General features: G+C 34.8%; 20 protein-coding genes and 6 pseudogenes. 10 read left to right on the top strand and 16 right to left on the bottom strand.

Annotated elements, in window-relative coordinates; all coding sequences use genetic code 11:
* Positions 1–34: 34 nt before the first annotated feature.
* A pseudogene (locus ABWU62_RS07025) lies at positions 35–1,014 on the bottom strand (IS256 family transposase); the annotation flags it as partial.
* A 14-nt stretch (positions 1,015–1,028) separates the two neighbouring features.
* Positions 1,029–1,710: pseudogene (locus ABWU62_RS07020) on the bottom strand (IS630 family transposase); the annotation flags it as partial.
* A 73-nt stretch (positions 1,711–1,783) separates the two neighbouring features.
* On the opposite strand from ABWU62_RS07020, the gene ABWU62_RS07015 reads away from it, so the two are divergent.
* A protein-coding gene (locus ABWU62_RS07015) for an IS5 family transposase (RefSeq protein WP_353287093.1) occupies positions 1,784–2,576 on the top strand; the annotation gives its coding sequence in 2 pieces (ribosomal slippage) (positions 1,784–2,047 and positions 2,049–2,576; 792 coding nt in all).
* A 6-nt stretch (positions 2,577–2,582) separates the two neighbouring features.
* Here ABWU62_RS07015 and ABWU62_RS07010 read toward each other — a convergent pair.
* Positions 2,583–2,900, bottom strand: a pseudogene (locus tag ABWU62_RS07010) (IS630 family transposase); the annotation flags it as partial.
* On the opposite strand from ABWU62_RS07010, the gene ABWU62_RS07005 reads away from it, so the two are divergent.
* A complete protein-coding gene (locus tag ABWU62_RS07005) occupies positions 2,894–3,034 on the top strand; it encodes a hypothetical protein (protein ID WP_353287954.1) in 141 nt (46 codons plus the stop codon). The pseudogene ABWU62_RS07010 and the gene ABWU62_RS07005 overlap by 7 nt on opposite strands.
* Here the strand turns inward: ABWU62_RS07005 and ABWU62_RS07000 are convergent.
* A pseudogene (locus tag ABWU62_RS07000) lies at positions 2,983–3,433 on the bottom strand (transposase); the annotation flags it as partial. The gene ABWU62_RS07005 and the pseudogene ABWU62_RS07000 overlap by 52 nt on opposite strands.
* A 31-nt stretch (positions 3,434–3,464) precedes the next feature.
* Entirely contained in the window at positions 3,465–4,124 is a 660-nt protein-coding gene (locus ABWU62_RS06995; RefSeq protein ID WP_353287953.1) for a hypothetical protein, read from the bottom strand.
* Between ABWU62_RS06995 and ABWU62_RS06990 the strand changes: the two genes are divergently transcribed.
* A protein-coding gene (locus tag ABWU62_RS06990; protein ID WP_353287090.1) for an IS630 family transposase occupies positions 4,118–5,123 on the top strand; the annotation gives its coding sequence in 2 pieces (ribosomal slippage) (positions 4,118–4,579 and positions 4,581–5,123; 1,005 coding nt in all). The genes ABWU62_RS06995 and ABWU62_RS06990 overlap by 7 nt on opposite strands.
* On the opposite strand, the gene ABWU62_RS06985 is transcribed toward ABWU62_RS06990, so the two are convergent.
* The 4 genes from ABWU62_RS06985 to ABWU62_RS06970 form a co-directional block, all read right to left on the bottom strand.
* Positions 5,120–5,356, bottom strand: coding sequence for a hypothetical protein (locus ABWU62_RS06985; protein WP_353287952.1), 237 nt, complete (start codon positions 5,354–5,356; stop codon positions 5,120–5,122). The genes ABWU62_RS06990 and ABWU62_RS06985 overlap by 4 nt on opposite strands.
* Before the next feature lie 78 nt (positions 5,357–5,434).
* Positions 5,435–5,590, bottom strand: coding sequence for a hypothetical protein (locus ABWU62_RS06980; RefSeq protein WP_353287951.1), 156 nt, complete (start codon positions 5,588–5,590; stop codon positions 5,435–5,437).
* Positions 5,591–5,699: 109 nt separating this feature from the next.
* Entirely contained in the window at positions 5,700–5,822 is a 123-nt protein-coding gene (locus tag ABWU62_RS06975) for a hypothetical protein (protein ID WP_353287950.1), read from the bottom strand.
* Between the two features lie 406 nt (positions 5,823–6,228).
* Entirely contained in the window at positions 6,229–6,717 is a 489-nt protein-coding gene (locus ABWU62_RS06970; RefSeq protein ID WP_353287949.1) for a hypothetical protein, read from the bottom strand.
* Positions 6,718–7,051: 334 nt separating this feature from the next.
* Here ABWU62_RS06970 and secA point away from each other — a divergent pair, with 334 nt between their 5' ends.
* The 3 genes and pseudogenes from secA to ABWU62_RS06955 all read left to right on the top strand — a co-directional run bounded on the left by secA (position 7,052) and on the right by ABWU62_RS06955 (position 11,127).
* Positions 7,052–9,703 (top strand): preprotein translocase subunit SecA, encoded by a 2,652-nt coding sequence (gene secA / locus ABWU62_RS06965; RefSeq protein WP_353287948.1) that lies wholly within the window; start codon positions 7,052–7,054, stop codon positions 9,701–9,703.
* A gap of 80 nt (positions 9,704–9,783) precedes the next feature.
* Positions 9,784–10,044 (top strand): annotated as a pseudogene (locus ABWU62_RS06960) (transposase); the annotation flags it as partial.
* A gap of 77 nt (positions 10,045–10,121) precedes the next feature.
* A protein-coding gene (locus ABWU62_RS06955; RefSeq protein WP_353287112.1) for an IS630 family transposase occupies positions 10,122–11,127 on the top strand; the annotation gives its coding sequence in 2 pieces (ribosomal slippage) (positions 10,122–10,583 and positions 10,585–11,127; 1,005 coding nt in all).
* Here the strand turns inward: ABWU62_RS06955 and ABWU62_RS06950 are convergent.
* Positions 11,124–13,316, bottom strand: a complete 2,193-nt coding sequence (locus ABWU62_RS06950; RefSeq protein WP_353287947.1) for a hypothetical protein — start codon at positions 13,314–13,316, stop codon at positions 11,124–11,126. The genes ABWU62_RS06955 and ABWU62_RS06950 overlap by 4 nt on opposite strands.
* On the opposite strand from ABWU62_RS06950, the gene ABWU62_RS06945 reads away from it, so the two are divergent.
* A protein-coding gene (locus tag ABWU62_RS06945; protein ID WP_353287151.1) for an IS630 family transposase occupies positions 13,310–14,315 on the top strand; the annotation gives its coding sequence in 2 pieces (ribosomal slippage) (positions 13,310–13,771 and positions 13,773–14,315; 1,005 coding nt in all). The genes ABWU62_RS06950 and ABWU62_RS06945 overlap by 7 nt on opposite strands.
* Here ABWU62_RS06945 and ABWU62_RS06940 read toward each other — a convergent pair.
* The 4 genes from ABWU62_RS06940 to ABWU62_RS06925 form a co-directional block, all read right to left on the bottom strand.
* On the bottom strand, positions 14,312–15,724 hold the full coding sequence (locus ABWU62_RS06940) for a hypothetical protein (protein WP_353287946.1): 1,413 nt from the start codon (positions 15,722–15,724) through the stop codon (positions 14,312–14,314). The two genes, ABWU62_RS06945 and ABWU62_RS06940, sit on opposite strands and share 4 nt — an antisense overlap.
* Positions 15,725–15,753: 29 nt before the next feature.
* Positions 15,754–15,921 carry a hypothetical protein gene (locus tag ABWU62_RS06935; RefSeq protein ID WP_353287945.1) on the bottom strand — a complete coding sequence of 56 codons (168 nt, stop codon included), beginning with the start codon at positions 15,919–15,921 and terminating at the stop codon, positions 15,754–15,756.
* A protein-coding gene (locus ABWU62_RS06930; RefSeq protein ID WP_353287093.1) for an IS5 family transposase occupies positions 15,918–16,710 on the bottom strand; the annotation gives its coding sequence in 2 pieces (ribosomal slippage) (positions 15,918–16,445 and positions 16,447–16,710; 792 coding nt in all). The genes ABWU62_RS06935 and ABWU62_RS06930 overlap by 4 nt, the downstream gene beginning before the upstream one ends.
* A 26-nt stretch (positions 16,711–16,736) precedes the next feature.
* Entirely contained in the window at positions 16,737–17,924 is a 1,188-nt protein-coding gene (locus ABWU62_RS06925) for a hypothetical protein (RefSeq protein ID WP_353287944.1), read from the bottom strand.
* Positions 17,925–18,699: 775 nt separating this feature from the next.
* On the opposite strand from ABWU62_RS06925, the gene ABWU62_RS06920 reads away from it, so the two are divergent.
* Entirely contained in the window at positions 18,700–21,810 is a 3,111-nt protein-coding gene (locus ABWU62_RS06920) for a hypothetical protein (protein ID WP_353287943.1), read from the top strand.
* Between the two features lie 196 nt (positions 21,811–22,006).
* On the opposite strand, the pseudogene ABWU62_RS08380 reads toward ABWU62_RS06920, so the two are convergent.
* Positions 22,007–22,117: pseudogene (locus ABWU62_RS08380) on the bottom strand (recombinase); the annotation flags it as partial.
* 71 nt (positions 22,118–22,188) lie between these two features.
* Between ABWU62_RS08380 and ABWU62_RS06915 the strand changes: the two are divergent.
* Both ABWU62_RS06915 and argS read left to right on the top strand, forming a co-directional pair.
* A complete protein-coding gene (locus ABWU62_RS06915; RefSeq protein WP_353287327.1) occupies positions 22,189–23,421 on the top strand; it encodes an IS256 family transposase in 1,233 nt (410 codons plus the stop codon).
* Positions 23,422–23,824: 403 nt separating this feature from the next.
* Positions 23,825–25,531: an arginine--tRNA ligase gene (gene argS / locus ABWU62_RS06910; RefSeq protein ID WP_353287942.1), complete on the top strand. Its 1,707-nt coding sequence runs from the start codon at positions 23,825–23,827 to the stop codon at positions 25,529–25,531.
* A gap of 62 nt (positions 25,532–25,593) precedes the next feature.
* Here the strand turns inward: argS and ccmA are convergent, their stop codons facing one another.
* Positions 25,594–26,217 (bottom strand): heme ABC exporter ATP-binding protein CcmA, encoded by a 624-nt coding sequence (gene ccmA, locus ABWU62_RS06905; protein WP_353287941.1) that lies wholly within the window; start codon positions 26,215–26,217, stop codon positions 25,594–25,596.
* Positions 26,218–26,433: the final 216 nt, after the last annotated feature.

Raw genomic sequence — 26,433 nt, 5'->3', positions numbered from 1 at the left:
GGGAGTGTTAAATAAACTGTGTCAAGCTGCATTTTTAGTTCAACTCAATTTTCAGTCTGTTGGGAAAGAAAATGTCAAGCTGAGACATAGTTAATGTCCAATTAGGCAAAGCTGTAGTCCACTTTTGCTCTACCTTTTTTATAGCACAATATACCTTTTGTACAAGGCATTTGTATTAGTAAATGAGCCCTTAGTTTTAGTAAATTTCCTAATTTGTCTATGCAATCCCTCAATTGGATTGGTGGTGTAAATCAGCTTCCTAACTGGTCCAGAATACTTAAAATAACCAGACAAATTTTCCCAATTGTTTTGCCATGATTTTGTAACCAAGGGATATTTTTCACTCCATTTTTCTTCCAGCTCAAGCAAATAATTCTCAGCAATCTCTTTACTTGAAGCACGATATATTTTTTTCAAATCATTTATGAAAACTTTTACATCTTTGCTAGATACATACTTCAGTGAATTCCTTATCTGATGCACTATGCATAGCTGTACTTCTGCTTTAGGAAATACACTATTTATAGCGGTAGGAAAGCTTTTTAGCCCATCAATACAGGCAATTAGAATATCTTCTACTCCTCTTTCTTTGAGGTCATTTAGTACTCCCAACCAGAAGTTAGCTCCTTCACTTTCAGCCAAATAAAAACCTAATACTTCTTTTCTGCCATTTTGATTTATGCCCAATATATTATACATACATTTACTTATGCAATGTCCGTCCTCCTTGACCTTAAAAAACATGCCATCCATAAATACTATTGGATACACTGATTGCAGTGGGCGGCTGCGCCATTCATTGATTACTGGTAGCAGTTTATCGGTAATACTAGATATCTCTGCTGCTGATATTTTGTGGTCATATATTTCCTCAACATGTGAAGCTATATCTCTGTATCCCATGCCACTGGCATATGTGCTTAAGACCTTTGCTTCAAGTTCTGGATGTAGGCTTGTTTGCCTTTTTTTGACTATTTGTGGTTCAAAGCTTCCTTCCCTATCTCTTGGTGTTATACCAACTCTCATTATTAATGAACCAAATAAGAAGCATTGCAGAGTTGTTTAACCGTGGAAGGGGAAAGAGAGGTAATAAATTTACACAAAGCGCTCTCAAGCAGAACAATTGTATCGTAGATTTTATTGCGCAAAATGTTCTGTTTTATATATAACCAAAACCTCTCAACAGGATTGAGGTCAGGTGAGTATGGTGGTAGGTATATAATTTCGATATTTTTAGGTATCTTTAAACTTTTTGACTTATGCCAACTAGCGCAATCCATCACGAGAAAAGCCTTTCGTATTCCTAAATATTGCGACATCTGTTCAAGGAATATATTTATACAAGCAGTGTTGACGTTTGGTGCAAATAAGCTAAAATTCTCTCCATTTCTGGGATTAACTGCACTATAGAGATAAAAATTTTCCCTACCTAATTTTACCTTAACCTGTGTCCTACTGCCTTTTTTAAACCACCCATGTCCAACTTTTGAATGTGTACCAAACCGTGATTCATCAAAGAAAAATAGCTCTTTTTCAGAATGCATGACAATAGTTTCATTGAGGTTTTTTTTTAAACTCCTCTTGCTTATTTTTATCCTGTCCACTATGAACTGGTCTTGGTGTGATATATGAGAATTTCATTCTTTGCATATTACGATGTATTGTGGATTTGCTGATATTCAAACCAAATCTTTCTTGGATTCTTATTCTCATTTCTCTAAGAACCTGTACATGATCTCAAGAAAGGAATAAACTAAGAGATAATGTATATAAGTTAGGATATATGAGGAGTGTATACCCAAGTGATATAAGTCGGGAAAGATTTGAGATTATATTACCAGATCTAGAATCCTGTAGAAAAAAAACAAAACCAAGAAAACTGGATTTATATGAGTTATTTTGCGGTGTACTTTATGTGCTAAAAAGTGGCTGTCAGTGGCGAATGCTACCAAAAGAGTTTCCAAAATGGCGCAATTGTTACGATTACTTCAAGAGATGGAGTAAAAAACCGAATGAAGATAGAGAAAGTGTTCTAGAAATTGTCTTAAAAAAAATTAGTTGGAGAGGTTCGTTTCAACAGTGGTCGGAATACAAAAACAAGCTTCTGCATCATTGATGCTCAAAGTGTAAAAAACACCGATATTGCTGAAGAAAAAGGTTATGATGCCGGCAAGAAAATTTCAGGAATAAAGCGTCATATTGCAGTAGATACGCAAGGTTTGCCACATGCAATTTATATTACTACAGCTAATATCGGAGATCGTACTGCTGCTGTAGAGATGATTTGTAACGCAAGAAAAAATCTTTCCGAAGTTCAAAATATACTAGTTGATGCAGGTTATACAGGAGAAAATTTTGCAACTCAAATAAAAACGACTATTGGTGCAACCGTTGAAGTAATAAAACGAAGTGAATTACATACCTTTGTTGTATTGCCAAAAAGGTGGGTTGTAGAGCGTTCTTTTGCTTGGCTGGAAAAGTGTAGACGGTTATGGAAAAATTGCGAGCGTAAACTCAATACTAGACTACAAATGGTCGTTCTAGCTTTTACTGCCTTGCTCCTCAAAAGATTATGAACAGGCTCTAATAGTAATATTGGGGTTTTCCTCTATCCACACCTCAATTTGTTCAAGTTGACTTTGGTTCAATATAGTTTTTCTACGGCGTTGAGGTGGAGAAAATAATTTTTCTTCTCTTCCAAATTTTATGTGCTTTATCCATGTAGTAATTGCCTTTCTCGAAATGCAACATATTTTTGCTACAGCTGTTATACTGTGCTTTTTTGCTGCAATTACAGCATTTAGTTTTTTTGCAACATACGCATTATTTCTTACTTTCTTCAGCATCTCTTTTGCTGATTCCACCACTTTTTCATCCAATAATTTTGATCTTAATGCCATCTAAACCTCGCTATTTTACTTACTCCAGTATGGCTTTTTTTCCATTATTGTCTATTCGTTGCTTGTATAGCGGGAATTGGTATAATTTATCTGTAATTCCAGATATCTCTGCTGCAGATATTTTATGGTCATAAATTTCTTCCACATATGATGCTATATCTCTGTATCCCATACCACTTGCAAACATGTTCAAGACCTTTGTTTCAAGTTCTGGATGTAGGCTTGTTTGCCTTTTTTTCACTATCTGTGGTTCAAAACTTCCCTCTCTGTCTCTTGGTGTCAATAGTTCAAATGAACCTGCACTTGTCTTCAAAGTTTTTCCATTTCTTCCGTTTCTACGATTGTTTTCTTTGCTTTCAGTAGATAAATGATTCTATTTCACCCTCCAAGCTTGCTTCAAGTAGCCTTTTTACAAATGGCGTTAGTGCACCATCTTTTCCCATTAATGGTCTACCTTCTCGTATAGACGACAAGATATTTGTTTCTAATTCTTTATAATCTACCAAACCAGCAGTTCTATTTACTTGACTCATGTCAAACCTCCATTTTTATCTCAATTATATTTTACTTCTCGGTTTGACACACTTTTTTGAACATCCCCAGGGGGGGAGTGTTTTGTGTCTTATATTGAAGTAGTCTTTGCCCCTTATTTCGCACTCTGTCAGATTGCACATTTTCTCCTCTGTAACAATTTTTATCTAACACTTTCTCATTTAATGCTCCGCTAAACATTAACACAGTTTCCCCTAATGTTTTTCTAGTAAGATTTTCCTCCACTGCAATATTACCCATTGCAGATAATGCGCCATTACCAATATACCCAACTCCATCACCCATTATAGATTCTGCGAACTTTCCTTTTTTTGATACTCTACTTGGCGCGCTAAGATCGCCATGATTGATAGCAATGCTTTCAATACCACTTTCGCTTATCAGTTCATTCAAACTTTCATCATTTCCAGTATTGATAAATATCCCACAAAATTCTGAGTATTTCTCACTATCTCGCTTTATCTCTTTAGCAGCCCCTATTGCTGCTTCGACGAAAATTTCTTTTGCTTTTTTCTGGCTATCTTCACTTAGACCACAAAAATAAGCATTAGGTATTACAAGACTTAATCCTTCTCTATACTTATACCAATTCCCGCTATACAAGCAACGAATAGACAATAATGGAAAAAAAGCCATACTGGAGTAAGTAAAATAGCGAGGTTTAGATGGCATTAAGATCAAAATTATTGGATGAAAAAGTGGTGGAATCAGCAAAAGAGATGCTGAAGAAAGTAAGAAATAATGCGTATGTTGCAAAAAAACTAAATGCTGTAATTGCAGCAAAAAAGCACAGTATAACAGCTGTAGCAAAAATATGTTGCATTTCGAGAAAGGCAATTACTACATGGATAAAGCACATAAAATTTGGAAGAGAAGAAAAATTATTTTCTCCACCTCAACGCCGTAGAAAAACTATATTGAACCAAAGTCAACTTGAACAAATTGAGGTGTGGATAGAGGAAAACCCCAATATTACTATTAGAGAAATGAGAATAAGAATCCAAGAAAGATTTGGTTTGAATATCAGCAAATCCACAATACATCGTAATATGCAAAGAATGAAATTCTCATATATCACACCAAGACCAGTTCATAGTGGACAGGATAAAAATAAGCAAGAGGAGTTTAAAAAAAAACCTCAATGAAACTATTGTCATGCATTCTGAAAAAGAGCTATTTTTCTTCGATGAATCACGGTTTGGTACACATTCAAAAGTTGGACATGGGTGGTTTAAAAAAGGCAGTAGGACACAGGTTAAGGTAAAATTAGGTAGGGAAAATTTTTATCTCTATAGTGCAGTTAATCCCAGAAATGGAGAGAATTTTAGCTTATTCGCACCAAACGTCAACACTGCTTGTATAAATATATTCCTTGAACAGATGTCGCAATATTTAGGAATACGAAAGGCTTTTCTCGTGATGGATTGCGCTAGTTGGCATAAGTCAAAAAGTTTAAAGATACCTAAAAATATCGAAATTATATACCTACCACCATACTCACCTGACCTCAATCCTGTTGAGAGGTTTTGGTTATATATAAAACAGAACATTTTGCGCAATAAAATCTACGATACAATTGTTCTGCTTGAGAGCGCTTTGTGTAAATTTATTACCTCTCTTTCCCCTTCCACGGTTAAACAACTCTGCAATGCTTCTTATTTGGTTCATTAATAATGAGAGTTGGTATTAGCAGCCATTAAAGCATTCAGTTTAATTATGCTTTTAAACTTATCTTTAAGCCGAGATTCATCTTTTAATTTGCTATCTTTAGCAAAACGCATATAGTCTAAACTGCCCTTTACTAATTTAGGAAAAGTAGTATAATGAACAACGCTTTCTATAGGTCCATTCAGCGACTTCCCTAAATGATTTAAATACTGCTTTACTTCAGCTCTTATAGCCACATAAGAAGCTTTGCTCTCTAGTTGCTTGGATATAACCTTCAAAACTTCTACACTTCTTATTAGAGTTATATTATGCTTCTACTTCATTTTTTTACCGGCTTTAATGAGCTGAATATGATGTACTTCCTCTGCGCTAATATAGTCCTTATCATATATTAAATCTATTCCTTTTTGTCTATTTTTAACCTCTTTTGCAGATATTACTTTAGTTTTGCCATCTATTGCTATCTTCACATCCACTCCTGCTTCAAACTACAAAATAGGTGCTGATTTATTAGTAGGTATCATATGTTCGGAAGCGTATCCATTAGTCCATTGATCACGCTTATTTTTCCAACGTTGTTTAGGTTCTAGCCCAAACATTTTCATTAGTAGTTCTCGAGTTGCAAAAATGCGCATCCTCTGATTTAAGAGTTGAAAGGAATGGATACTTGATTGTGTCTTTTTCAATTTGTTTTAGATTCATAGTTACCTCACATAATCTATTATAATAATAGCATTTTCCAAACTAGAAGTCAAGAATCTCAGATAATATAAACTACACATCTACAGAAGTGTCTCTGACCTTAAGACGCTACGCTTTTGAACTATATTCCCATAAATCATTGATATACTTGGTAGTTTTCGCTTTAATAACTGCTTATTAATAGCAGAACGTATACGATTAACTATTTTAGACGTGTTTTTTGTACCACAGTTAATCAAGATAAAAAGCACTTTACTCTCATCATTATATCCTAGAAAATCGTCACTACGGCAATTTTTATAAAAATGCTCTATGATAACGTTCAATGCATCGTTTGTCTCATTCAATTTACTATTGAAGCCTATTATCCCTATAACTGCATTAATTTGATATTTAAAGGCAAAATTCAATACAATATATAACTCCAAAATAGTAGACTCATTGTCTGGTATATCAAACAAGTTGTGTTTTTTGTATTTTTACCCATCAGATACTTATCTCTAAATATTCCTAGCTTATGAAGCATACTAATGTTGCGTATCAATAACTCATAATTAATCTTGCTATTAGTAAATTGCGTTGTGCGAAAAACTTTTACCTTTACTTTTATATCTTCTCCTTTAGCATCGATTAGAGAAAAGCCTATCACTTTTGGCAATATATCGAGCAAATCGCGCCCATCTTCAGTATATTCCAAATAGCTTTTCATATCTTCAGCTGCTCTTGCACTTAAAATATTGATTAACGGCTTATTAAGTAAATTCCCTTCCTCACATTTTAATAAATTCCTTGCAGCTTGATTGAGTCCCAAGATTAACACGTTTTTTTTCTCATTATCCTGACAAACAGATATCACAGCATCATCTTTCCTTCTTGCAGTTATAAAATCTTCCATATCTTCATTATATACAACGTATTTATAAGTATAATAAGATTGTATTAAAATTCATTTACCTATTAATATACTCGATTAAGTATAAAAAACCATCATGTTGTTGCATATTCTAAGTCATGATGAAATATTCAAAGCAAAAGAATTAGGCACCGTTTTTCTTAGTAAAGTAAAGCTGAATCTTTGGAACGTTTGATAACTGATTAAGAAGCAGTCTCAGCAAACTCTTTTACATTTAACCTGCAATTGATATGTAAATAAAGATTTTCTGAATCTAATTGCCGCAAGTTACGTTTAGTAATATAATCTCATATTAAATAAAACTTTACCTAAGTTTATGCCAGACTCTACGTTAGTTTTAACAACTATTCTTATATTCTTCATCTTTACGTTGTCACTTTTTTTTATAAAAAGGATATTTGGATCAACGAACAAGAAGATAATAAAATCCTTTAGAAAAATTGCTCAGCAGATTAATGCGCTAGAGCAAGAAATGCAGAGCTTATCTGATAAGGATCTTGCTAGTAAAACTGCGGAATTAAAACAAGAACTGAAAAATGGAAAAACACTAAATGACCTTCTCGTACCTGCATTTGCGGTTGTACGAGAAGCATCACGAAGATTCCTTAACATGAGGCATTTCGACGTTCAGCTAATTGGTGGAATGGTTCTCCATAATGGCATGATATCAGAAATGAAAACAGGAGAAGGAAAGACACTCGTCGCAACTTTAGCTGCATATCTAAATTCTTTAGAAGGAAAAGGTGTGCACGTCGTAACTGTTAACGACTATCTTGCAAAACGAGATACAGAGTGGATGAGTAAATTATATAATTCTCTTGGAGTTTCTGTTGCATTTATTACAAATAATTTGACAGACGACGAGAGAAAAAAGGCTTATAGCGCAGATATCATATACTCAACAAATAATGAACTTGCCTTTGATTATCTACGAGATAATATGAAATTCTCTCGAGAAGATATGGTTCAGAGAGGCTTCAATTATGCAATAGTAGACGAAGTAGACTCCATATTGATTGATGAAGCGCGTACTCCGCTCATTATTTCTGCCCCACTTGAGGAAAATAATCAGATATATAAGCATATCAATAAAATAGCAATCAAATTAGTTGATTCTGACTATGAAGTCGATGAGAAGAGTAGAGCAGTGTTCCTCACTGAAAATGGCATTTCACGAGTGGAGGAATTACTAAAATCGTATAACCTCATTCCTGAAAATTCCTCGCTCTATGATACTAGCAATATTATACTGACTCATTATATAGATCAAGCACTTCGTGCACATAAGCTGTTTACTGCTGATAAAGATTATATAGTGAAAAACGGTGAGGTGGTAATTATTGATGAGTTTACTGGGCGCATGATGGAAGGTAGGAGATATTCTGATGGTCTTCACCAGGCACTGGAGGCAAAGGAGAATCTTGAAATTCAGCATGAAAGTCAAACTTTAGCATCAGTCACATTTCAGAACTACTTTCGTATGTACAACAAACTTTCTGGTATGACAGGAACAGCAGCAACAGAGGCAGAGGAGTTTCGTGATATATATAGATTAAATGTAGTAAAAATTCCAACTAATGTGCCTGTTAAAAGAATAGATGTTGACGATGAAATTTATGGCACAGAAAAAGAAAAATTTAGTGCTGTATTGAAGTTCATAGAGGAATGCCACAAACGCCTACAACCAGTCCTTGTTGGTACGGTAAGTATTGAAAACTCTGAAAAACTTTCTGCGCTTTTGCAAAGCTATTCTCTTAAGCATTCAGTATTGAATGCTCGTTATCATGAACAAGAGGCATACATAATAGCTCAAGCTGGAGTACCAGGAAGCATTACTATAGCAACTAATATGGCAGGACGTGGAACTGATATTCAGCTTGGTGGAAATGCTGAAATGATTGCAAAGGTAGAGCTCGAGAAAATAAAAAATGTTGATGAAAGAGAAAAAAAATATCAAGAAATAGTCGAAAGAGTAAAAAAAGATAAGGAAATTGCTATAAAAGCTGGTGGCTTATGTGTTATTGGAACCGAAAGGCATGAAAGCAGGAGAATAGATGATCAATTACGTGGACGTTCTGGCCGCCAAGGTGACCCTGGACTTTCTAAGTTCTTTCTATCACTTGAAGATGATTTAATGAGGATATTTGGTTCTGATAGAATGAGGAATTTTTTACAAAGAGTGGGACTAAAGAACAACGAGGCTATTCATCATCCATGGATTAATAAAGCACTTGAGAAAGCACAGAAGAAAGTTGAAGTTAGAAATTATGATGTGCGGAAGTCTTTGCTAAAGTTTGATGATGTAATCAACAATCAACGTAAGGTTATTTTTAAGCAGAGAAATCATATTTTAAACAATGAAATCAATCATTTAGTTGAAGTATATAGTGAAGTAAATAAGGATATAATAGAAGGTATAGTACAAAGTGGTTATTACGAAGATTATGTTGAAGATATTGCAAAAGAACTCCACATAAGATACGGGATAACGCTTAATCTAGCAGAGTTTTTAAATAAACAAGAAGCCTTGGATTATATAAATGACAAGATACAAGAATTTTTTACTGAGAAAGAAAAATATTTCAATAGTCAACAAACTACAGATTTGTGGAATACGATAGTGAAACAAGTAATGATCATGACACTTGATCATTTATGGAGGGAGCACCTTTCGGTCTTAGAAAGCCTAAGACAAAGCATAAATTTGCGTGCTATGGGACAAAAAGACCCACTGAATGAATTTAAACGCGAAGCTTTCTTAATGTTTGAGTCGATGCTTGAAAAGTGGGGAGAACTTACCATTCACCGCCTAGCGCACTTTAAGTTGGCAGATAACCAAGAAATAGGCAATAGGTCACACTCTGCTAAAAACAGCAAACTTCCAAAAGTTTCAAGAAACGACAAGTGCCCTTGTAACTCCGGGAAAAAATACAAACACTGCCATGGCGCGGTTACTGTATTGAATTAGCTATTGCAAGGGGAACGTTCAAAAAAGTGTGTCAAACCGAAAAAAAAGTAATAAATTGATATAAAAAATGGAGGTTTGATATGAGTCAAGCAAATAGAACTACTGGTTTGGTAGATTATAAAGAATTAGAAACAAATATCCTGTCATCTATACGAGAAGGAAGACCATTGACAGGAAGAGATGGAGCATTAACACCGTTTATAAAAAGGTTGCTAGAGGCAAGTCTGGAAGGTGAAATAGAAAGCTACATGTCAGCTGAAAGTGAAGAAAATAACCGAAGAAATGGGAGAAACGCAAAAACTTTACGCACGAGTGCAGGCTCATTTGAGCTGCTAATACCAATTCCCGCTATACAAGCAACGAATAGACAATAATGGAAAAAAAGCCATACTGGAGTAAGTAAAATAGCGAGGTTTAGATGGCATTAAGATCAAAATTATTGGATGAAAAAGTGGTGGAATCAGCAAAAGAGATGCTGAAGAAAGTAAGAAATAATGCGTATGTTGCAAAAAAACTAAATGCTGTAATTGCAGCAAAAAAGCACAGTATAACAGCTGTAGCAAAAATATGTTGCATTTCGAGAAAGGCAATTACTACATGGATAAAGCACATAAAATTTGGAAGAAAAGAAAAATTATTTTCTCCACCTCAACGCCGTAGAAAAACTATATTGAACCAAAGTCAACTTGAACAAATTGAGGTGTGGATAGAGGAAAACCCCAATATTACTATTAGAGAAATGAGAATAAGAATCCAAGAAAGATTTGGTTTGAATATCAGCAAATCCACAATACATCGTAATATGCAAAGAATGAAATTCTCATATATCACACCAAGACCAGTTCATAGTGGACAGGATAAAAATAAGCAAGAGGAGTTTAAAAAAAAACCTCAATGAAACTATTGTCATGCATTCTGAAAAAGAGCTATTTTTCTTCGATGAATCACGGTTTGGTACACATTCAAAAGTTGGACATGGGTGGTTTAAAAAAGGCAGTAGGACACAGGTTAAGGTAAAATTAGGTAGGGAAAATTTTTATCTCTATAGTGCAGTTAATCCCAGAAATGGAGAGAATTTTAGCTTATTCGCACCAAACGTCAACACTGCTTGTATAAATATATTCCTTGAACAGATGTCGCAATATTTAGGAATACGAAAGGCTTTTCTCGTGATGGATTGCGCTAGTTGGCATAAGTCAAAAAGTTTAAAGATACCTAAAAATATCGAAATTATATACCTACCACCATACTCACCTGACCTCAATCCTGTTGAGAGGTTTTGGTTATATATAAAACAGAACATTTTGCGCAATAAAATCTACGATACAATTGTTCTGCTTGAGAGCGCTTTGTGTAAATTTATTACCTCTCTTTCCCCTTCCACGGTTAAACAACTCTGCAATGCTTCTTATTTGGTTCATTAATAATGAGAGTTGGTATTAGTAGTTGCACTTACACTTCTCATTGAAAAACTAACTCCTGCACTTATAGGCCTTATGCTCATACTTGCTAGTTTTACACCACTGCTAGCTGTCCAATAATAATTCAGTGGATGATGATTACCTTGAGCTATTTCATTTACGCTATATCCAAATTGATAAGCAATGGTTGCAAATGTAATACTTTGAACTACAGGATTACTGATAACCTTAACAAAAGCTTGACGTGCAGGCCCTGGTATTTTACCAATCATTTTCCCTACCTTACTATTAGGAGAAATACTTACACTCGTCCTAACATCATCCATAGCATCTAGTATACCATTGATACCAAATACTTGCTTTAAAGCATTATTATCATGTCGTCCAAGTGTTGATGTATCACCTATACTATCAAGCAAGTCATATATGGCCATCATGGAAAAAAACTTTCCACCTTTTGCTCCTTTTATTTTTGCTGAATCAAATTTATTACGATCAAATGCAATTCCTTTTTCTTGAAGGCTGCTTTCTACATTACTAATATAATCTGTAAAAACTTTTTCACCAAGATCATCAAAATGACTTTTAAACCTGTTGAAAGTATCTTCTCTAACCCCTTTTGCTAACAAGTTCTGTTTAATCTCCTCTACAATATTATTGTAATCTTGATTAGTTTGAACATCACCTATATCTTCAATGTATCTTTTATTCTCTAACAACTGCTTATCATTTGATAGTTGATGTAATTTATCAAAGATTACTTCTTTCCCATCTTGAAATATACTATCCAATTTTATTCTATAATCATCAATTCTTAAGTAATATTCGCTACCTTGCTCTTTAATTTCTTCTATTATAGCATACTCTTTATCGCTGCTTACTTTTAACTTTATCTCAAGATTTTTCTCATCCAGTATATAATTTTCTATACTCTTAATACTTGCAGTATCATCTATTATTAATTCTTTATCATTACCGTCATTGTCTTTGAATTTTACACTCATTTTACCACCATCAATCCTCACTTGAGGAGAATCTATAGTTATAATTTTTGTGTCATAAGCTTCAATACCAAACAACTCTTTAATAAATCTTTCTTTTTCTTCCTTTGTAATCTCTTCTTCATCACGTGAATCTATACAGGCCATACCTGTACTGCGCTGTTTCCTTCCTTTAGAACATTGTTGCTGACTAAAACTAAAGATAGAGCTATGAATTACTTTAACAGAAGCAAACTCATCTTTGCTCATTAAAATAAGAGAATCTGCATTATTCGCACCTTTATCAAACACAACACCCATAAAGGCCACTTCTTTTCCATCTGTAAGTGTTTTGTAAGTTACACCTTTTACATACTCTGTATTTATCTGATCATTTGCCTCCTTTACCAATGCATCAGCTGTCTTACCCTCCCTTGGTCCTTTAAGTTCTAATCCTACTGGATCGTATTCTGTAGCACTGCTAGCTTGATCTGCAAACTTAATACCATGCACGACCATATCAATACGCTTTCCTCTTCCAGTTTGAAATTCTGTTAATACTAATGCTCTGTTTTCTTGTGACCCTCCCAGCTTTATATCACTATAGTGGCTAAATGCTCCATGAAATACAGCTTGAGTATGTGCTTCTTTTTCTATTAGAAATTTAAAAGGTAGCATTGCCTCACCTAATTTTCCAAATAACTCCTTATACTTTCCTATTGATTGAGATTGATCTTGTGAAGAAGCAAGCTGAGACTCTAGTACTGCATCAAATGTCTCCTTCAACTCGGCAGGATAAGGAATGTTTTTCCATTCTCCATTAAAAGATTCTTTTTCCCCTTTATACTCATTCAAAGAATTATATCTATTAACCTTCTCTACATCGAAAAAATCTGATTTTCTTTCCTCTTGTAAACTTATACATACCTCTGTTATTTTACCAACTGCTGGTAGGTTAATGGGTATTTTCTTCTCACTAAACTCTCCTTTTCCTCCCTCTTTAATGTGAAAAATAAACACCTCTTTATCCTGTCCTTGATTTCCTTTAGTCAGCATAAATGTTGTTACAGGCCTTTCAGTTGATTGTGCACCTGACCTTGTAGAAGAAGCAAGTGGGTACTCATACCAATTCCCGCTATACAAGCAACGAATAGACAATAATGGAAAAAAAGCCATACTGGAGTAAGTAAAATAGCGAGGTTTAGATGGCATTAAGATCAAAATTATTGGATGAAAAAGTGGTGGAATCAGCAAAAGAGATGCTGAAGAAAGTAAGAAATAATGCGTATGTTGCAAAAAAACTAAATGCTGTAATTGCAGCAAAAAAGCACAGTATAACAGCTGTAGCAAAAATATGTTGCATTTCGAGAAAGGCAATTACTACATGGATAAAGCACATAAAATTTGGAAGAGAAGAAAAATTATTTTCTCCACCTCAATGCCGTAGAAAAACTATATTGAACCAAAGTCAACTTGAACAAATTGAGGTGTGGATAGAGGAAAACCCCAATATTACTATTAGAGAAATGAGAATAAGAATCCAAGAAAGATTTGGTTTGAATATCAGCAAATCCACAATACATCGTAATATGCAAAGAATGAAATTCTCATATATCACACCAAGACCAGTTCATAGTGGACAGGATAAAAATAAGCAAGAGGAGTTTAAAAAAAAACCTCAATGAAACTATTGTCATGCATTCTGAAAAAGAGCTATTTTTCTTCGATGAATCACGGTTTGGTACACATTCAAAAGTTGGACATGGGTGGTTTAAAAAAGGCAGTAGGACACAGGTTAAGGTAAAATTAGGTAGGGAAAATTTTTATCTCTATAGTGCAGTTAATCCCAGAAATGGAGAGAATTTTAGCTTATTTGCACCAAACGTCAACACTGCTTGTATAAATATATTCCTTGAACAGATGTCGCAATATTTAGGAATACGAAAGGCTTTTCTCGTGATGGATTGCGCTAGTTGGCATAAGTCAAAAAGTTTAAAGATACCTAAAAATATCGAAATTATATACCTACCACCATACTCACCTGACCTCAATCCTGTTGAGAGGTTTTGGTTATATATAAAACAGAACATTTTGCGCAATAAAATCTACGATACAATTGTTCTGCTTGAGAGCGCTTTGTGTAAATTTATTACCTCTCTTTCCCCTTCCACGGTTAAACAACTCTGCAATGCTTCTTATTTGGTTCATTAATAATGAGAGTTGGTATCATTATATAAAAACACGGATTTCTCTAAATGAATTCTCTCGAACTCGTTAGCAAGAAGAAGTTGCCCTAATAGAAATCTACTAAAGTAATTACCTCCTTTCTCTGGAGTACCAGGAAATGTATGATAAATACGTTCTAGTGGCTGCTTTATTTCCTTTTTAAGATCAGCGATCGCACTTTCTTCACCACTCCAACTTGAAGTTACTTCTAGAAGTTTCTGTATCGTAGGTCGATCAAGCTTCCTGTCAGCAGGTGGAGATATATGCATTGAAAACTTTTCACCTTCAGTTGAATCCAAATTTAATCCTACACATAACACATTATCTGAAACGGTTAAAACACGCATTGTATTTGGCTGAAAGCCTTTTGCATAATCCTTTGCTTGCTCTAATGCATTACCTGGCGTTGTACCAGCAGCTGTTCCTGCTTTTAATTCAATAATAATTGGAACAGCATTTAATGACCTATCCTTACCACGAGGCACTAGAACAATATCAGCGTAACCTCTCCCTGCAAACTGCTCGAGGTAAACTCTAAGATTATGTCTATAGCGAAAATTAACAAGAGCACCTGCTATAAACCCATGATGTGCTGCTTCTCGTGCTTGATCAGCGTAAACAAGTGAATCCCTATACCCAGAGTGAATTTCACTAACTTTTTTAAGAATATTTTGAACAGGTTCTTTCACTCTTTTTACATCAGGATTAGTCAGCTTCGCTATATCACTTTCTGGATTATTCCATAGCCCCTTTTTTATTTCCTTAAATTCATGGATTGCAGAAGTATCCTTGTCCAAATTGTTACTTTTTACATCAACAGATATTCCTGCCATTCTCCCTTTGGCATCTTTTTCTCTAGTGATTTCTACCAATCTCACACCTAGCTCACCTTGATCTCTAGCTAGCCTCACAATGTTATTCCTGGCGACTTTAGTATTGCCTAATATCTTATCTAACTCACCATAACTAAACTTTTTCTTTGTGCTACCAGATTCTGCAATAACAAAGAGCTTTACTTTATCAGCAACATCATCTGGGCTTTTGATTTCTTTATTTTTTATAACAGCTACTTTTAGAGTCTTTGCACTATCAAAACTAAAATATACTTTCTCAATATTCAGCTTTGTTGCAATTTCTGTGTCTACCAAAGTAGAAAAGCTTCCCAAAAAGAAATGCGGAAAAAACCCTTCTTTACCTACTGAATGTAAATACGATGGAACCTGGTCAACATACGATTGAAACCTTGCTTTGAAAGACTCAAAATCACTCCCCTTTGGGGCTGAAGTACTTGGGCCAGGTTGACTAACTTCCGCTTTCTCTCGAATTAGTAGCTCTATTAATTCAAAATCCTGCACTCCTTGATTATCGACTTCTCCTTGTTTTCTTTTAGGCATATAACCCTCCTTTTAGACATATAATATTTTTAATGATCGCCTAACCCCACATAAGATTGTTTACTAATCTCTACCTCAGCTAAATCACCACTTGGGCCAGGTATTTTTCTTGGATTAACTTCTTCATCAGCAGACTTACCATACGCTAAAAACTTATTTAATGAAACACGATCTCTTTGTTCTAAGAGCCTGTTCATAATCTTTTGAGGAGCAAGGCAGTAAAAGCTAGAACGACCATTTGTAGTCTAGTATTGAGTTTACGCTCGCAATTTTTCCATAACCGTCTACACTTTTCCAGCCAAGCAAAAGAACGCTCTACAACCCACCTTTTTGGCAATACAACAAAGGTATGTAATTCACTTCGTTTTATTACTTCAACGGTTGCACCAATAGTCGTTTTTATTTGAGTTGCAAAATTTTCTCCTGTATAACCTGCATCAACTAGTATATTTTGAACTTCGGAAAGATTTTTTCTTGCGTTACAAATCATCTCTACAGCAGCAGTACGATCTCCGATATTAGCTGTAGTAATATAAATTGCATGTGGCAAACCTTGCGTATCTACTGCAATATGACGCTTTATTCCTGAAATTTTCTTGCCGGCATCATAACCTTTTTCTTCAGCAATATCGGTGTTTTTTACACTTTGAGCATCAATGATGCAGAAGCTTGTTTTTGTATTCCGACCACTGTTGAAACGAACCTCTCCAACTAATTTTTTTTAAGACAATTTCTAGAACACTTTCTCTATCTTCATTCGGTTTTTTACTCCATCTCTTGAAGTAATCGTAACAATTGCGCCATTTTGGAAACTCTTTTGGTAGCATTCGCCACTGACAGCCACTTTTTAGCACATAAAGTACACCGCAAAATAACTCATATAAATCCAGTTTTCTTGGTTTTGTTTTTTTTCTACAGGATTCTAGATCTGGTAATATAATCTCAAATCTTTCCCGACTTATATCACTTGGGTATACACTCCTCATATATCCTAACTTATATACATTATCTCTTAGTTTATTCCTTTCTTGAGATCATGTACAGGTTCTAATATAGAACGTATATAATTTGCTTTCTCAGAAAACATAAACTCCTTGATTTGCCTAGAATTAGCCTTATCTAACATTGCCCACACTGGCTCCATATAAACCTTCTCAATCAAAGGCACTAAAAACCTTCCTTGAAAGAAACAATCATTCATCATTTCTTTGTCTAATATCAAAACACAATGATCATCAAAACCCCTCTTTTTCCACATGTGCATAAAAACATTTACACCTTTATCCAAATAACACTCCGGACAGTCTCTTGTCATGAAATTTACCCAGAGACGGTAATCATCTTCTTTAACATCACTTGGTTTTAAACAATCAAATAGTTCCTGAAATTTATCAAAATTAAGCATGTCGTTCATTACATTTAGAGATCCATAGTAACCATTTTTCTTCAAATCTCTTTTCAAAAGCTCTGAATATTTATCAGGACTTATCTGACTTAAACAAAATTCAAACACATCAGGATAGCCATTATCGTGTGCTGCATGCACTGCAATTCTCATGAAAACTTCATCTTTCTCTCGAGCACTTAACTCACTTTCAGGTAATGATTTTATCTTATTCCAAAAAAATTCTACTGCTTCTACACGTCTTCTATTTGAACTTATTGCTGCACGATGTAAACCAAAGACATACGGATGCTGACCTTTTAGATCTAACTCGGAAATGTATCCACTAACAAAATGTGACCAAAATTGCATCATTGCATCTGTACACCAACTTCCACTTACTGATTTAACTAATTTTTTTAGTGCATCTGAATCTCCATCTTTTATTTTATCTTCCTGTTTAAAATGTTCAAATAGAGAAATTATATCTTCTTCTAAGCAACACCAACATGCGATTTGGTAGAGATAAAAGTCCTTTAGTGGATTGCTTGTACTCTTCCAACTCTGGGGTTCAATCATCTTTTTAGCAACTACTCTTCTATTGAGTTTAATACCATGTATCGTATCGGTTTTTTCCCAACATTCTTCATTCGATAATACATCTAAAAAGAATGGAAGTTTTGTTTCACCCCAGGTATCAAACAAAGGCAAAAATGCACCGCACCAATTTTTCAATTGAAGTTGTTTAGATTCTTTGTAAGGATCATCATCCTTAACAATAGAGAAAACAGCTTTTCTTAGTTCATCACAGTCCATAATTCTTACCTCCATAAAAAAAGCATACAGAGCTATAATAATTTATAAACTCCATACCAGTTTCAACATCATACTCCACCTTTGTAACCTGTCAATTCTTATTTAGAAAATTTTTCAGACTTATAGTAATTTTGGGCAAAAGGCCCTTAATAGGCTCAATACATGACCTCTTATTTATTTTAAATTTTTTTTGTCGCGAGCTTGCCTTAATTCTTCTGTAAATAAATTAATATTAATTTAGTAAAATATATTGTTAATATCTCAAGCAAAACAGCCATTTCCAACACTCAAAACCAAGGGCGGTGAGAGCTTTTTGTTTTGGGATGGGTTGGTCTACCGCTAGATCCGTGCGAACTTTTCAATATAATGATTTTGCTATACGCTAAAATCAGCTATATTGGCTCACTTTTACTAAATCCACGTACGAACTGTTTTGCATAACTTTGTTGCAACAATTTTTCGTTTTTATTTTCATAACCCCGTTTTTGCGCAACTTATTCTCACAAATATACGTACTTTTTTAGATTTTTGGACAAGTAAATAATTAAATTGTTGTTGCTACTAGTTATTGCAATATTTTACCTAAAAATGCCCATTCAAAAAATATTGCTTGTATCGTGGAAGGCGGAGAGACGGATGATAATGATAGCCTATTTATCAAGGAATTAATGATTTGCTTGGCAAGATTATTGTTTGGCGCTATACTTAATTGGTTATTAGTAGGAGATAAGATATGGTTAATCAAACTGACTCCCTAGATTCAAGTTGTGTTAATTTGGGAACAGAAAAGAATCAAGAAATAACCAAAGATCGTCGCTATTCTGGAGATTCAGGCATTGAAGAAAAGGAAAAGTTTGAAGTTTTAGATGGCGAAAATCAAGAGATACAAGCTAATCTATGTGATACACCTCCTGAAGATCTGAGTCTAGAGAATGAAATACTTACGAACTTTCCTGATGGTTGTGATAGGTCGTTTACTGTAGAGTTAAAAGATGAAGATTCATATGATATCATTCCTAAAAACTTAACTTTTGCTGAGATAATAAATATCTTAAATCAAGCTGTAAGGGGAGATAATTGTGAAGAACTAGACAAGGTTGTACAAAATATTGAAGATTATGAAGGTAGGTCTATTACGCTGGATAATGTAAATTTAAAGAGTTTTTGTGAGCAACAACTTAACTTAGATTTACAAGATAGAAGCGATCATCAACATATATATTCAAATGTACTATCACAGTATAAATTTGATCAGGAGAATTTTGAGTGTGATTATTCAGTAAAAGAGTTGGTATTACTAGCAATTGCAGCTAATGATAAGCTGACAGAACGATGTCAGGACATACTTTTTGCTGAAGGAAATCTAAGTCTTTTACCTTTACTTGTTGGTGGTCAAAAATATATTGAAGCTTTTACAGAAAAATTCCATAGTAACGATGGAGTTCATGGAAGGTTAAAAGATCAAGCTATACAACTTGTCGAACCTAATAAGATTAGCTTTTTCTCAGTTATAGCACTAAGAAAAGAGCAAGAATTATTAAATGCAATTTTTGTTGAATACGTTTTAAGAGATTTTGGACAGGTGTTAAAAACAAGTAAACCTGATCCTTTGTATGGTGTGCTTGAAACAGCGTCTCTGATCAAAAATGAAGAATTCATCACGATAGTGCTAGGTGCATTTGAAAGATATATTAATGAGCCAACTAAAAAAGCCTCAACAGAAGAGTTATTAAAAAAGAGCTTTGCTGCCTTGTTAGAAACTGCGATAAGTCAAGAACACATATCTGTCATTGAATACTTGTGCAAACGATACACTAATAGTACAGGTCACGTCATTTACGATGTATATGAACAAGCATTTGCAGATGATAAAGTTATTACAATACTAAGGCAACAAATCCTGAAAAACATAGGAGCGCGTGGCAGAAGAGAAATTTACAATTTAGTTCTGAAAACTGCATTGGATGCTGGCAATATTGCATTTATTGAGCATCTATGCAAAGAATGTGCTGAGTGCAGCAATGATGTTATCGGCTATCTCAATCAAAAATTTAAAAATAACGAATTTGATAACATACAAGAATCAATCCTCATTGCATTGTCTAATGTTGAATACAAAAACACAGACGTTATAGTCAAGGTGCTTTTTTACACTGAAGAAATCTATCAAAACGCATCACATAATGAGCAAGTAATTAGGCAGGTCATACAGAATATACTGAAAAATGCAACACACTACTCAATAGGCCAAGAAGATTACTCCTTAGTCAAGGAAGTATGTTACTTATGCACAGAAGAGGGTGCAATTAACGTAATTTTTCAAGAGGAGTGTGGGATTTTTAAATCTAGCATAGAAAAGCGCATAGAAGACCTGGAAAAGGAAAATAAATTATTACAATCTGAAGCTTTACGTGAGTATAATCACAGCTATTTGCCAGGTATTGTAAATGGATTAGCTCAGACTGCTTACATAGCATATGATGAATACACTAAAGATCCAAAAGACAATAAACGTCGAAAGAATATTGATCTAATATTCAGTTTAATGCAAATTAGAAATATTCTACAGTTTTCTATTGACGTGCAAGAATATTCCTGTCATGAATGTCAAGGTTTGTGGGATGAAATGCACCAAACTCCTGGAACTTTTATAATACGAAAAAGAAGTAATAACGTTGCAGATGAATTAGAAATTCCAGTTATAACAAGTGACACTCTATCAGAAAATCCAGGACTTGAAAGTGCTGCCAGTAAGCAGGTAGAAAAAGATGTTCTTGCACAAAAGGGAGAAAGTGATATACTAGATGGCATGATGGTTTCAATAATGGATCGTATAAGTGATAATTTTGAGGAGGATAGAGTGCATAGTAGTGACCAAAATACAAGAAGCATAGAAAAGGAGTTGTCTGATGCTATCTTCAGTTTTGATTATAAAGCAGTAGAATGTTTAGTAAAACGGGTAAAACAAGAGGACAATAATGCAGAACGAATCATTAATCGGGCTTTGGAGAAAGCTCATGAGACAGAAGTTGGAAAGAAAGATCAACAGTCCAAAAATAAGGTTAAAAAAATTAGAGAATTTCTTGCAGTAGAAAGTAAAAGTATTGGTGCTGCTGCAGGTAGACAAGAAGTCCCCGTGGTAGAGCCTAAAGAAAGTGAATCAGATTCACCGAATTCTGAGGAAGAAATTAATGAAGTAAGAATACCTGTAATTGAAGCAATAGAATCTGTAGCTACTGCCATGGTGTCAGAAATGCCTTCAATGGCCACTGAAGAATCTAAATCCGAGCCTGATAACCTAAATGATGAGCAAGATGATCAGCAAAATTTAACAGTACCTAAAGTATCAAGTTCTGTAAGTGAGGATGTTTCAACATCTAGAAGTAATGAAGAAGAATCTGTAGTAATTACACAAGGCAGCCAAAATGATGGTGAACATGATAAAGTTATACCTGAAGAACACCAAGATGATGATGCTATGCAGAACATGCAACCAAAAACTTTAGTTGTTGACAGCAATCCTAGCAATACAGGTGTTGAGGGTGATGAGAAAAAACAAGCTCTCGTTCAGCCTACTGAACCTGTGTCAAAAAATGCTCAAGGTAACAGCAAACAACCTGGTTATCCAAACAAAAACAACCCTAATCCACAAGATGCAAAAAGTAAGTTGCCTGTGATAGCTGCTTCTATGTTAGCAATAACAGGAGTTGCTACAGGAATAGCTGTTGCAGTTTATTTAGAAATGCTAGCAGTGGGAATAACAGTTGGGACTTGTTGCTTAGTTATTGCTTCAATCATATACTATCGTAATAAGCCTTCAAAGTCACTTGAGAATAGCAATGCTGAAGCTGTAGTGAATCAAATAACAGTGCAAAATATAACTTAAGGTAAGAAATATAGCAGGAGAGTTGGCTTTGTTACCTATGAAAGGCCGACTATACAAGCGACTTATTGAAGATCTTATTTTTTTGCAATCAATTTATCCAATTTAGTAGGAGTGTTAAATTTACTAATCTTTCCATAAAAGAATTACAGAGAGATTTAATAATTTAAAGATCCTTCTAAAGAAATTATCTCATTTTTTATTGGCAGACAGCTTGCTTAAACCCGTAAAACTTCTCCATCTGCTCACTCCATAACATTGGTATTTCCCTCAAGTCAGATAGCTTCAAACCCCTTGGCTGCCTCCCATTTGGGAACGTTCAAAAAAGTGTGTCAAACCGAAAAAAAAGTAATAAATTGATATAAAAAATGGAGGTTTGATATGAGTCAAGCAAATAGAACTACTGGTTTGGTAGATTATAAAGAATTAGAAACAAATATCCTGTCATCTATACGAGAAGGAAGACCATTGACAGGAAGAGATGGAGCATTAACACCGTTTATAAAAAGGTTGCTAGAGGCAAGTCTGGAAGGTGAAATAGAAAGCTACATGTCAGCTGAAAGTGAAGAAAATAACCGAAGAAATGGGAGAAACGCAAAAACTTTACGCACGAGTGCAGGCTCATTTGAGCTGCTAACACCAAGAGATAGGGAGGGAAGCTTTGAACCACAAATAGTCAAAAAAAGGCAAACAAGCCTACATCCAGAACTTGAAGCAAAGGTCTTAAGCACATATGCCAGTGGCATGGGATACAGAGATATAGCTTCACATGTTGAGGAAATATATGACCACAAAATATCAGCAGCAGAGATATCTAGTATTACCGATAAACTGCTACCAGTAATCAATGAATGGCGCAGCCGCCCACTGCAATCAGTGTATCCAATAGTATTTATGGATGGCATGTTTTTTAAGGTCAAGGAGGACGGACATTGCATAAGTAAATGTATGTATAATATATTGGGCATAAATCAAAATGGCAGAAAAGAAGTATTAGGTTTTTATTTGGCTGAAAGTGAAGGAGCTAACTTCTGGTTGGGAGTACTAAATGACCTCAAAGAAAGAGGAGTAGAAGATATTCTAATTGCCTGTATTGATGGGCTAAAAAGCTTTCCTACCGCTATAAATAGTGTATTTCCTAAAGCAGAAGTACAGCTATGCATAGTGCATCAGATAAGGAATTCACTGAAGTATGTATCTAGCAAAGATGTAAAAGTTTTCATAAATGATTTGAAAAAAATATATCGTGCTTCAAGTAAAGAGATTGCTGAGAATTATTTGCTTGAGCTGGAAGAAAAATGGAGTGAAAAATATCCCTTGGTTACAAAATCATGGCAAAACAATTGGGAAAATTTGTCTGGTTATTTTAAGTATTCTGGACCAGTTAGGAAGCTGATTTACACCACCAATCCAATTGAGGGATTGCATAGACAAATTAGGAAATTTACTAAAACTAAGGGCTCATTTACTAATACAAATGCCTTGTACAAACAGGTATATTGTGCTATAAAAAAGGTAGAGCAAAAGTGGACTACAGCTTTGCCTAATTGGTCATTAACTATGTCTCAGCTTGACATTTTCTTTCCCAACAGACTGAAAATTGAGTTGAACTAAAAATGCGGCTTGACACAGTTTATTTAACACTCCCTATAAGTATCATTTTGAGCACGGTATCGAAGATGTTATAAGCTTATATGATTTTGATGCATGTACCGTTAAAGAAAAGACTTCAAGATTGGAATTTTGCATAACCATATAAAAAACCAACAACCTATTCTTCTTTGCTATTCCAGCGTCACGTGAAGGAATGACAATGACAGGACTATAAGGTGTCATCCAATTGGCTGACACGGAGCAACATGTCATACCACTGTAGCTGCTAAAGAGTAGAGGAGTGACAGCTCTTCAAATTGTCGGTAAATCTAGGTCACTCTTTAGCTATAGATTCAATCAGATAACCCTTCAACTTTCCCCATTTATCCACTATACTGCTATAGGTTTTATAGCTTTTTAGTTAATGAATATTTTCAAGCAGGTTGCCTCTCTAATTTCCAGCAAATTAAATGAATTGAAACGAAGGGGTATCATAAATATAAGTGCAGAAAATTTTATTGTGGAGCCTCCAAGCAATAAAGCGCATGGAGATATTTATACAAATGTTGCTATGGTGCTTGCAAAACATGAAAAGAAGGATCCCATTGAAATCGCAGAGGTTTTAGCTAAAGAGTTTGAGCTTTTTGATGAAGTTGCAAAAGTAGAAATAGCAGGCCATGGTTTCATCAATATTCACTTGAAAATGGAAGTGTGGCATGGGATTTTAAAACAAATAAATGAGCTGAAAACAGACTTTGGCACTCTAAATATTGGAGATAATCAAGCCATCAATGTTGAGTTTGTATCTGCAAATCCAACAGGTCCTCTGCATATTGGTCATGCAAGAGGAGCAGTATTTGGTGATGTTCTGGCAAATTTACTAAAGAAAGTTGGTTATACAGTTACTAAGGAGTACTATATTAATGACGCTGGAGCGCAGATAGATACGCTAATTCGATCAGTATATTTGCGGTATAAGGAAGCTCTGGGAGAAAAAATAAGTATTGAAAAAGGCCTATACCCAGGTGAATATTTAAAACCAATAGGGGAAGCACTAGCTAAAAAATATGGCAAGGAGCTTAGAGAAGAGGAAGACAATCAGATAATTAGAGAATATACTTTAAATTCTATTTTAGAGCTCATAAAGGAAGATATGAATTTGCTTGGAGTAAGTCATGATGTCTTTACTTCAGAATACGAATTACAAAAAAGCGGCAAGATTGAAAAGAGTATAAAGATATTATCTGATAAAGGTTTGGTGTATGAAGGGTACCTAGAAAAACCAAAAGGTAAAGAAAGTGAAAATTGGATTTCCAGAAAAGAAATGTTGTTTCGCTCCACAAAATTTGGTGATGATATTGACCGCGCACTAAAAAAAGAGGATGGTAGCTGGACTTATTTTGCATCGGATATTGCTTATCATTTCGATAAGATATCACGTGGCTTTAACAATATGATCGTAGAGCTCGGCAGTGATCATGGTGGTTATGTCAAAAGGCTCAAAGCAGTCGTTTCTGCACTGAGTGATAACAAAGCAAAGATAGAAGTAAAACTGCATAATATTGTGAATTTTTTTGATAATGGCAAACCTGTTAAGATGTCCAAAAGATCAGGGAATTTTCTTACAGCTAGGGATGTAGTGGAAGAGGTTGGAAGGGATATCACTCGTTTTATAATGTTAACACGCAAGAATGATATGGTCTTGGACTTTGATTTTGTTAAAGTTAAAGAACAATCAAGAGACAACCCTATTTTTTACGTGCAATATGCTCATGCTCGTGCTCATTCGTTAATGCGTAATGCTCCAAAAGAGCTCCCAACAGCAGACTCTTTACTTTTAAGGACAGATGGGGAGCTATTCCTCATAAAAACCTTAGCAAAGTGGCCAGATGTGGTAGAAACTGCAGCAAGCCTTTGTGAGCCACACAGAATTACTTTCTACTTACTTGAAGTTGCAGAAGCGTTTCATGTTTTATGGGGATATGGCAAAAGTGATTTAAATATGCGGTTTATACTGGAGAATAACTTAAATCTCACCGCTGCAAGAATGTTTCTCGTCCAAGCCTTAGCACATGTCATTGCTTCTGGACTTTCGATTTTTAATATAGAGCCTTTGAAAGAGATGAGTTAATTTTAATGCGTAATATTAAATGTGATAATAAATTATTGATGTAAGTACAATAAGGCCAAAAATTATACAAGAGGTCTGTTAAAATCACGTATGTCGATTGTCTTAAAGTCACACAATTGTTCTGTAGAGCTATGTCCTGTAATAATTACTGTACCGTTCTGCTCAGAGCGTATTGAGATTAGGTTCAATACTAATTCACATGTTGTGCTATCAAGATTACAGAAAGGTTCATCTATCAGCCAGATATTTGCATTAGAAATTAAAAGGCGAGCAAGCGCAACTCTTCTTTTCCAGCCTGCAGAAAGTTCACCATATCTAATGTTAAATACAGGCTGCAACTCTAAACAATAAGCAGCTGCCATAACTAATTCTCTAGTGTTCCGTATTCTTGCCCAGAATTCTATGTTTTCACCAATTGTTAAGCTATCTTTACAGGCGTTTTTATGTCCTACGTAAACCATGGAAGATATAAAGGATTTTGGATCATCATATATATCTTTTCCACAGTACATTATATTACCTGACACTGGCGGCAAAAGTCCAGATAAACTTCTGATTAAGCTGGTTTTGCCGCTACCATTTGGACCAGTGATTAAGATTTTTGATTTTGGTTCAGCTTTAAAATTGAGGTTTTTAAATAATACTTTGTTATTACGAGCACAGGATAGATTTTTACATTCAAGCATCTATTGAACCTTTAAAGAGAACTTGGAGCCTAAACACTTCAGTGTATGAACATTGGATAGCTTGCATAACAAACAGTCAGTGTTTGACATACAACTGTACGAACATTGGGTTTGTAGGTAGCAGATGGTATCATCCCAGTGCTTGACACTGGGATCCAGGAATTTTAAGTAAGCACGCTGAGCTGGTTGGCATAAAAGTAGTTGCTTTATGTTAAA

This window comes from Wolbachia endosymbiont (group B) of Gerris lacustris, from assembly GCF_964028355.1.
Taxonomy (GTDB): domain Bacteria; phylum Pseudomonadota; class Alphaproteobacteria; order Rickettsiales; family Anaplasmataceae; genus Wolbachia.
This window is presented reverse-complemented; position numbering and strand designations above follow the sequence as displayed.

Excerpts from the sequence above, each read along its gene's own strand:
- ccmA (WP_353287941.1), bottom strand. The coding sequence starts at position 26,217 with ATGCTTGAATGTAAAAATCTATCCTGTGCTCGTAATAACAAAGTATTA.
- ABWU62_RS06925 (WP_353287944.1), bottom strand. The coding sequence starts at position 17,924 with ATGGACTGTGATGAACTAAGAAAAGCTGTTTTCTCTATTGTTAAGGAT.
- ABWU62_RS06935 (WP_353287945.1), bottom strand. The coding sequence starts at position 15,921 with ATGAACAGGCTCTTAGAACAAAGAGATCGTGTTTCATTAAATAAGTTT.
- ABWU62_RS07005 (WP_353287954.1), top strand. The coding sequence starts at position 2,894 with ATGCCATCTAAACCTCGCTATTTTACTTACTCCAGTATGGCTTTTTTT.
- ABWU62_RS06940 (WP_353287946.1), bottom strand. The coding sequence starts at position 15,724 with ATGCCTAAAAGAAAACAAGGAGAAGTCGATAATCAAGGAGTGCAGGAT.
- ABWU62_RS06995 (WP_353287953.1), bottom strand. The coding sequence starts at position 4,124 with ATGCCATCTAAACCTCGCTATTTTACTTACTCCAGTATGGCTTTTTTT.
- ABWU62_RS06970 (WP_353287949.1), bottom strand. The coding sequence starts at position 6,717 with ATGGAAGATTTTATAACTGCAAGAAGGAAAGATGATGCTGTGATATCT.
- secA (WP_353287948.1), top strand. The coding sequence starts at position 7,052 with ATGCCAGACTCTACGTTAGTTTTAACAACTATTCTTATATTCTTCATC.
- ABWU62_RS06915 (WP_353287327.1), top strand. The coding sequence starts at position 22,189 with ATGAGTCAAGCAAATAGAACTACTGGTTTGGTAGATTATAAAGAATTA.
- ABWU62_RS06975 (WP_353287950.1), bottom strand. The coding sequence starts at position 5,822 with ATGAATCTAAAACAAATTGAAAAAGACACAATCAAGTATCCATTCCTT.
- argS (WP_353287942.1), top strand. The coding sequence starts at position 23,825 with ATGAATATTTTCAAGCAGGTTGCCTCTCTAATTTCCAGCAAATTAAAT.
- ABWU62_RS06950 (WP_353287947.1), bottom strand. The coding sequence starts at position 13,316 with ATGCCATCTAAACCTCGCTATTTTACTTACTCCAGTATGGCTTTTTTT.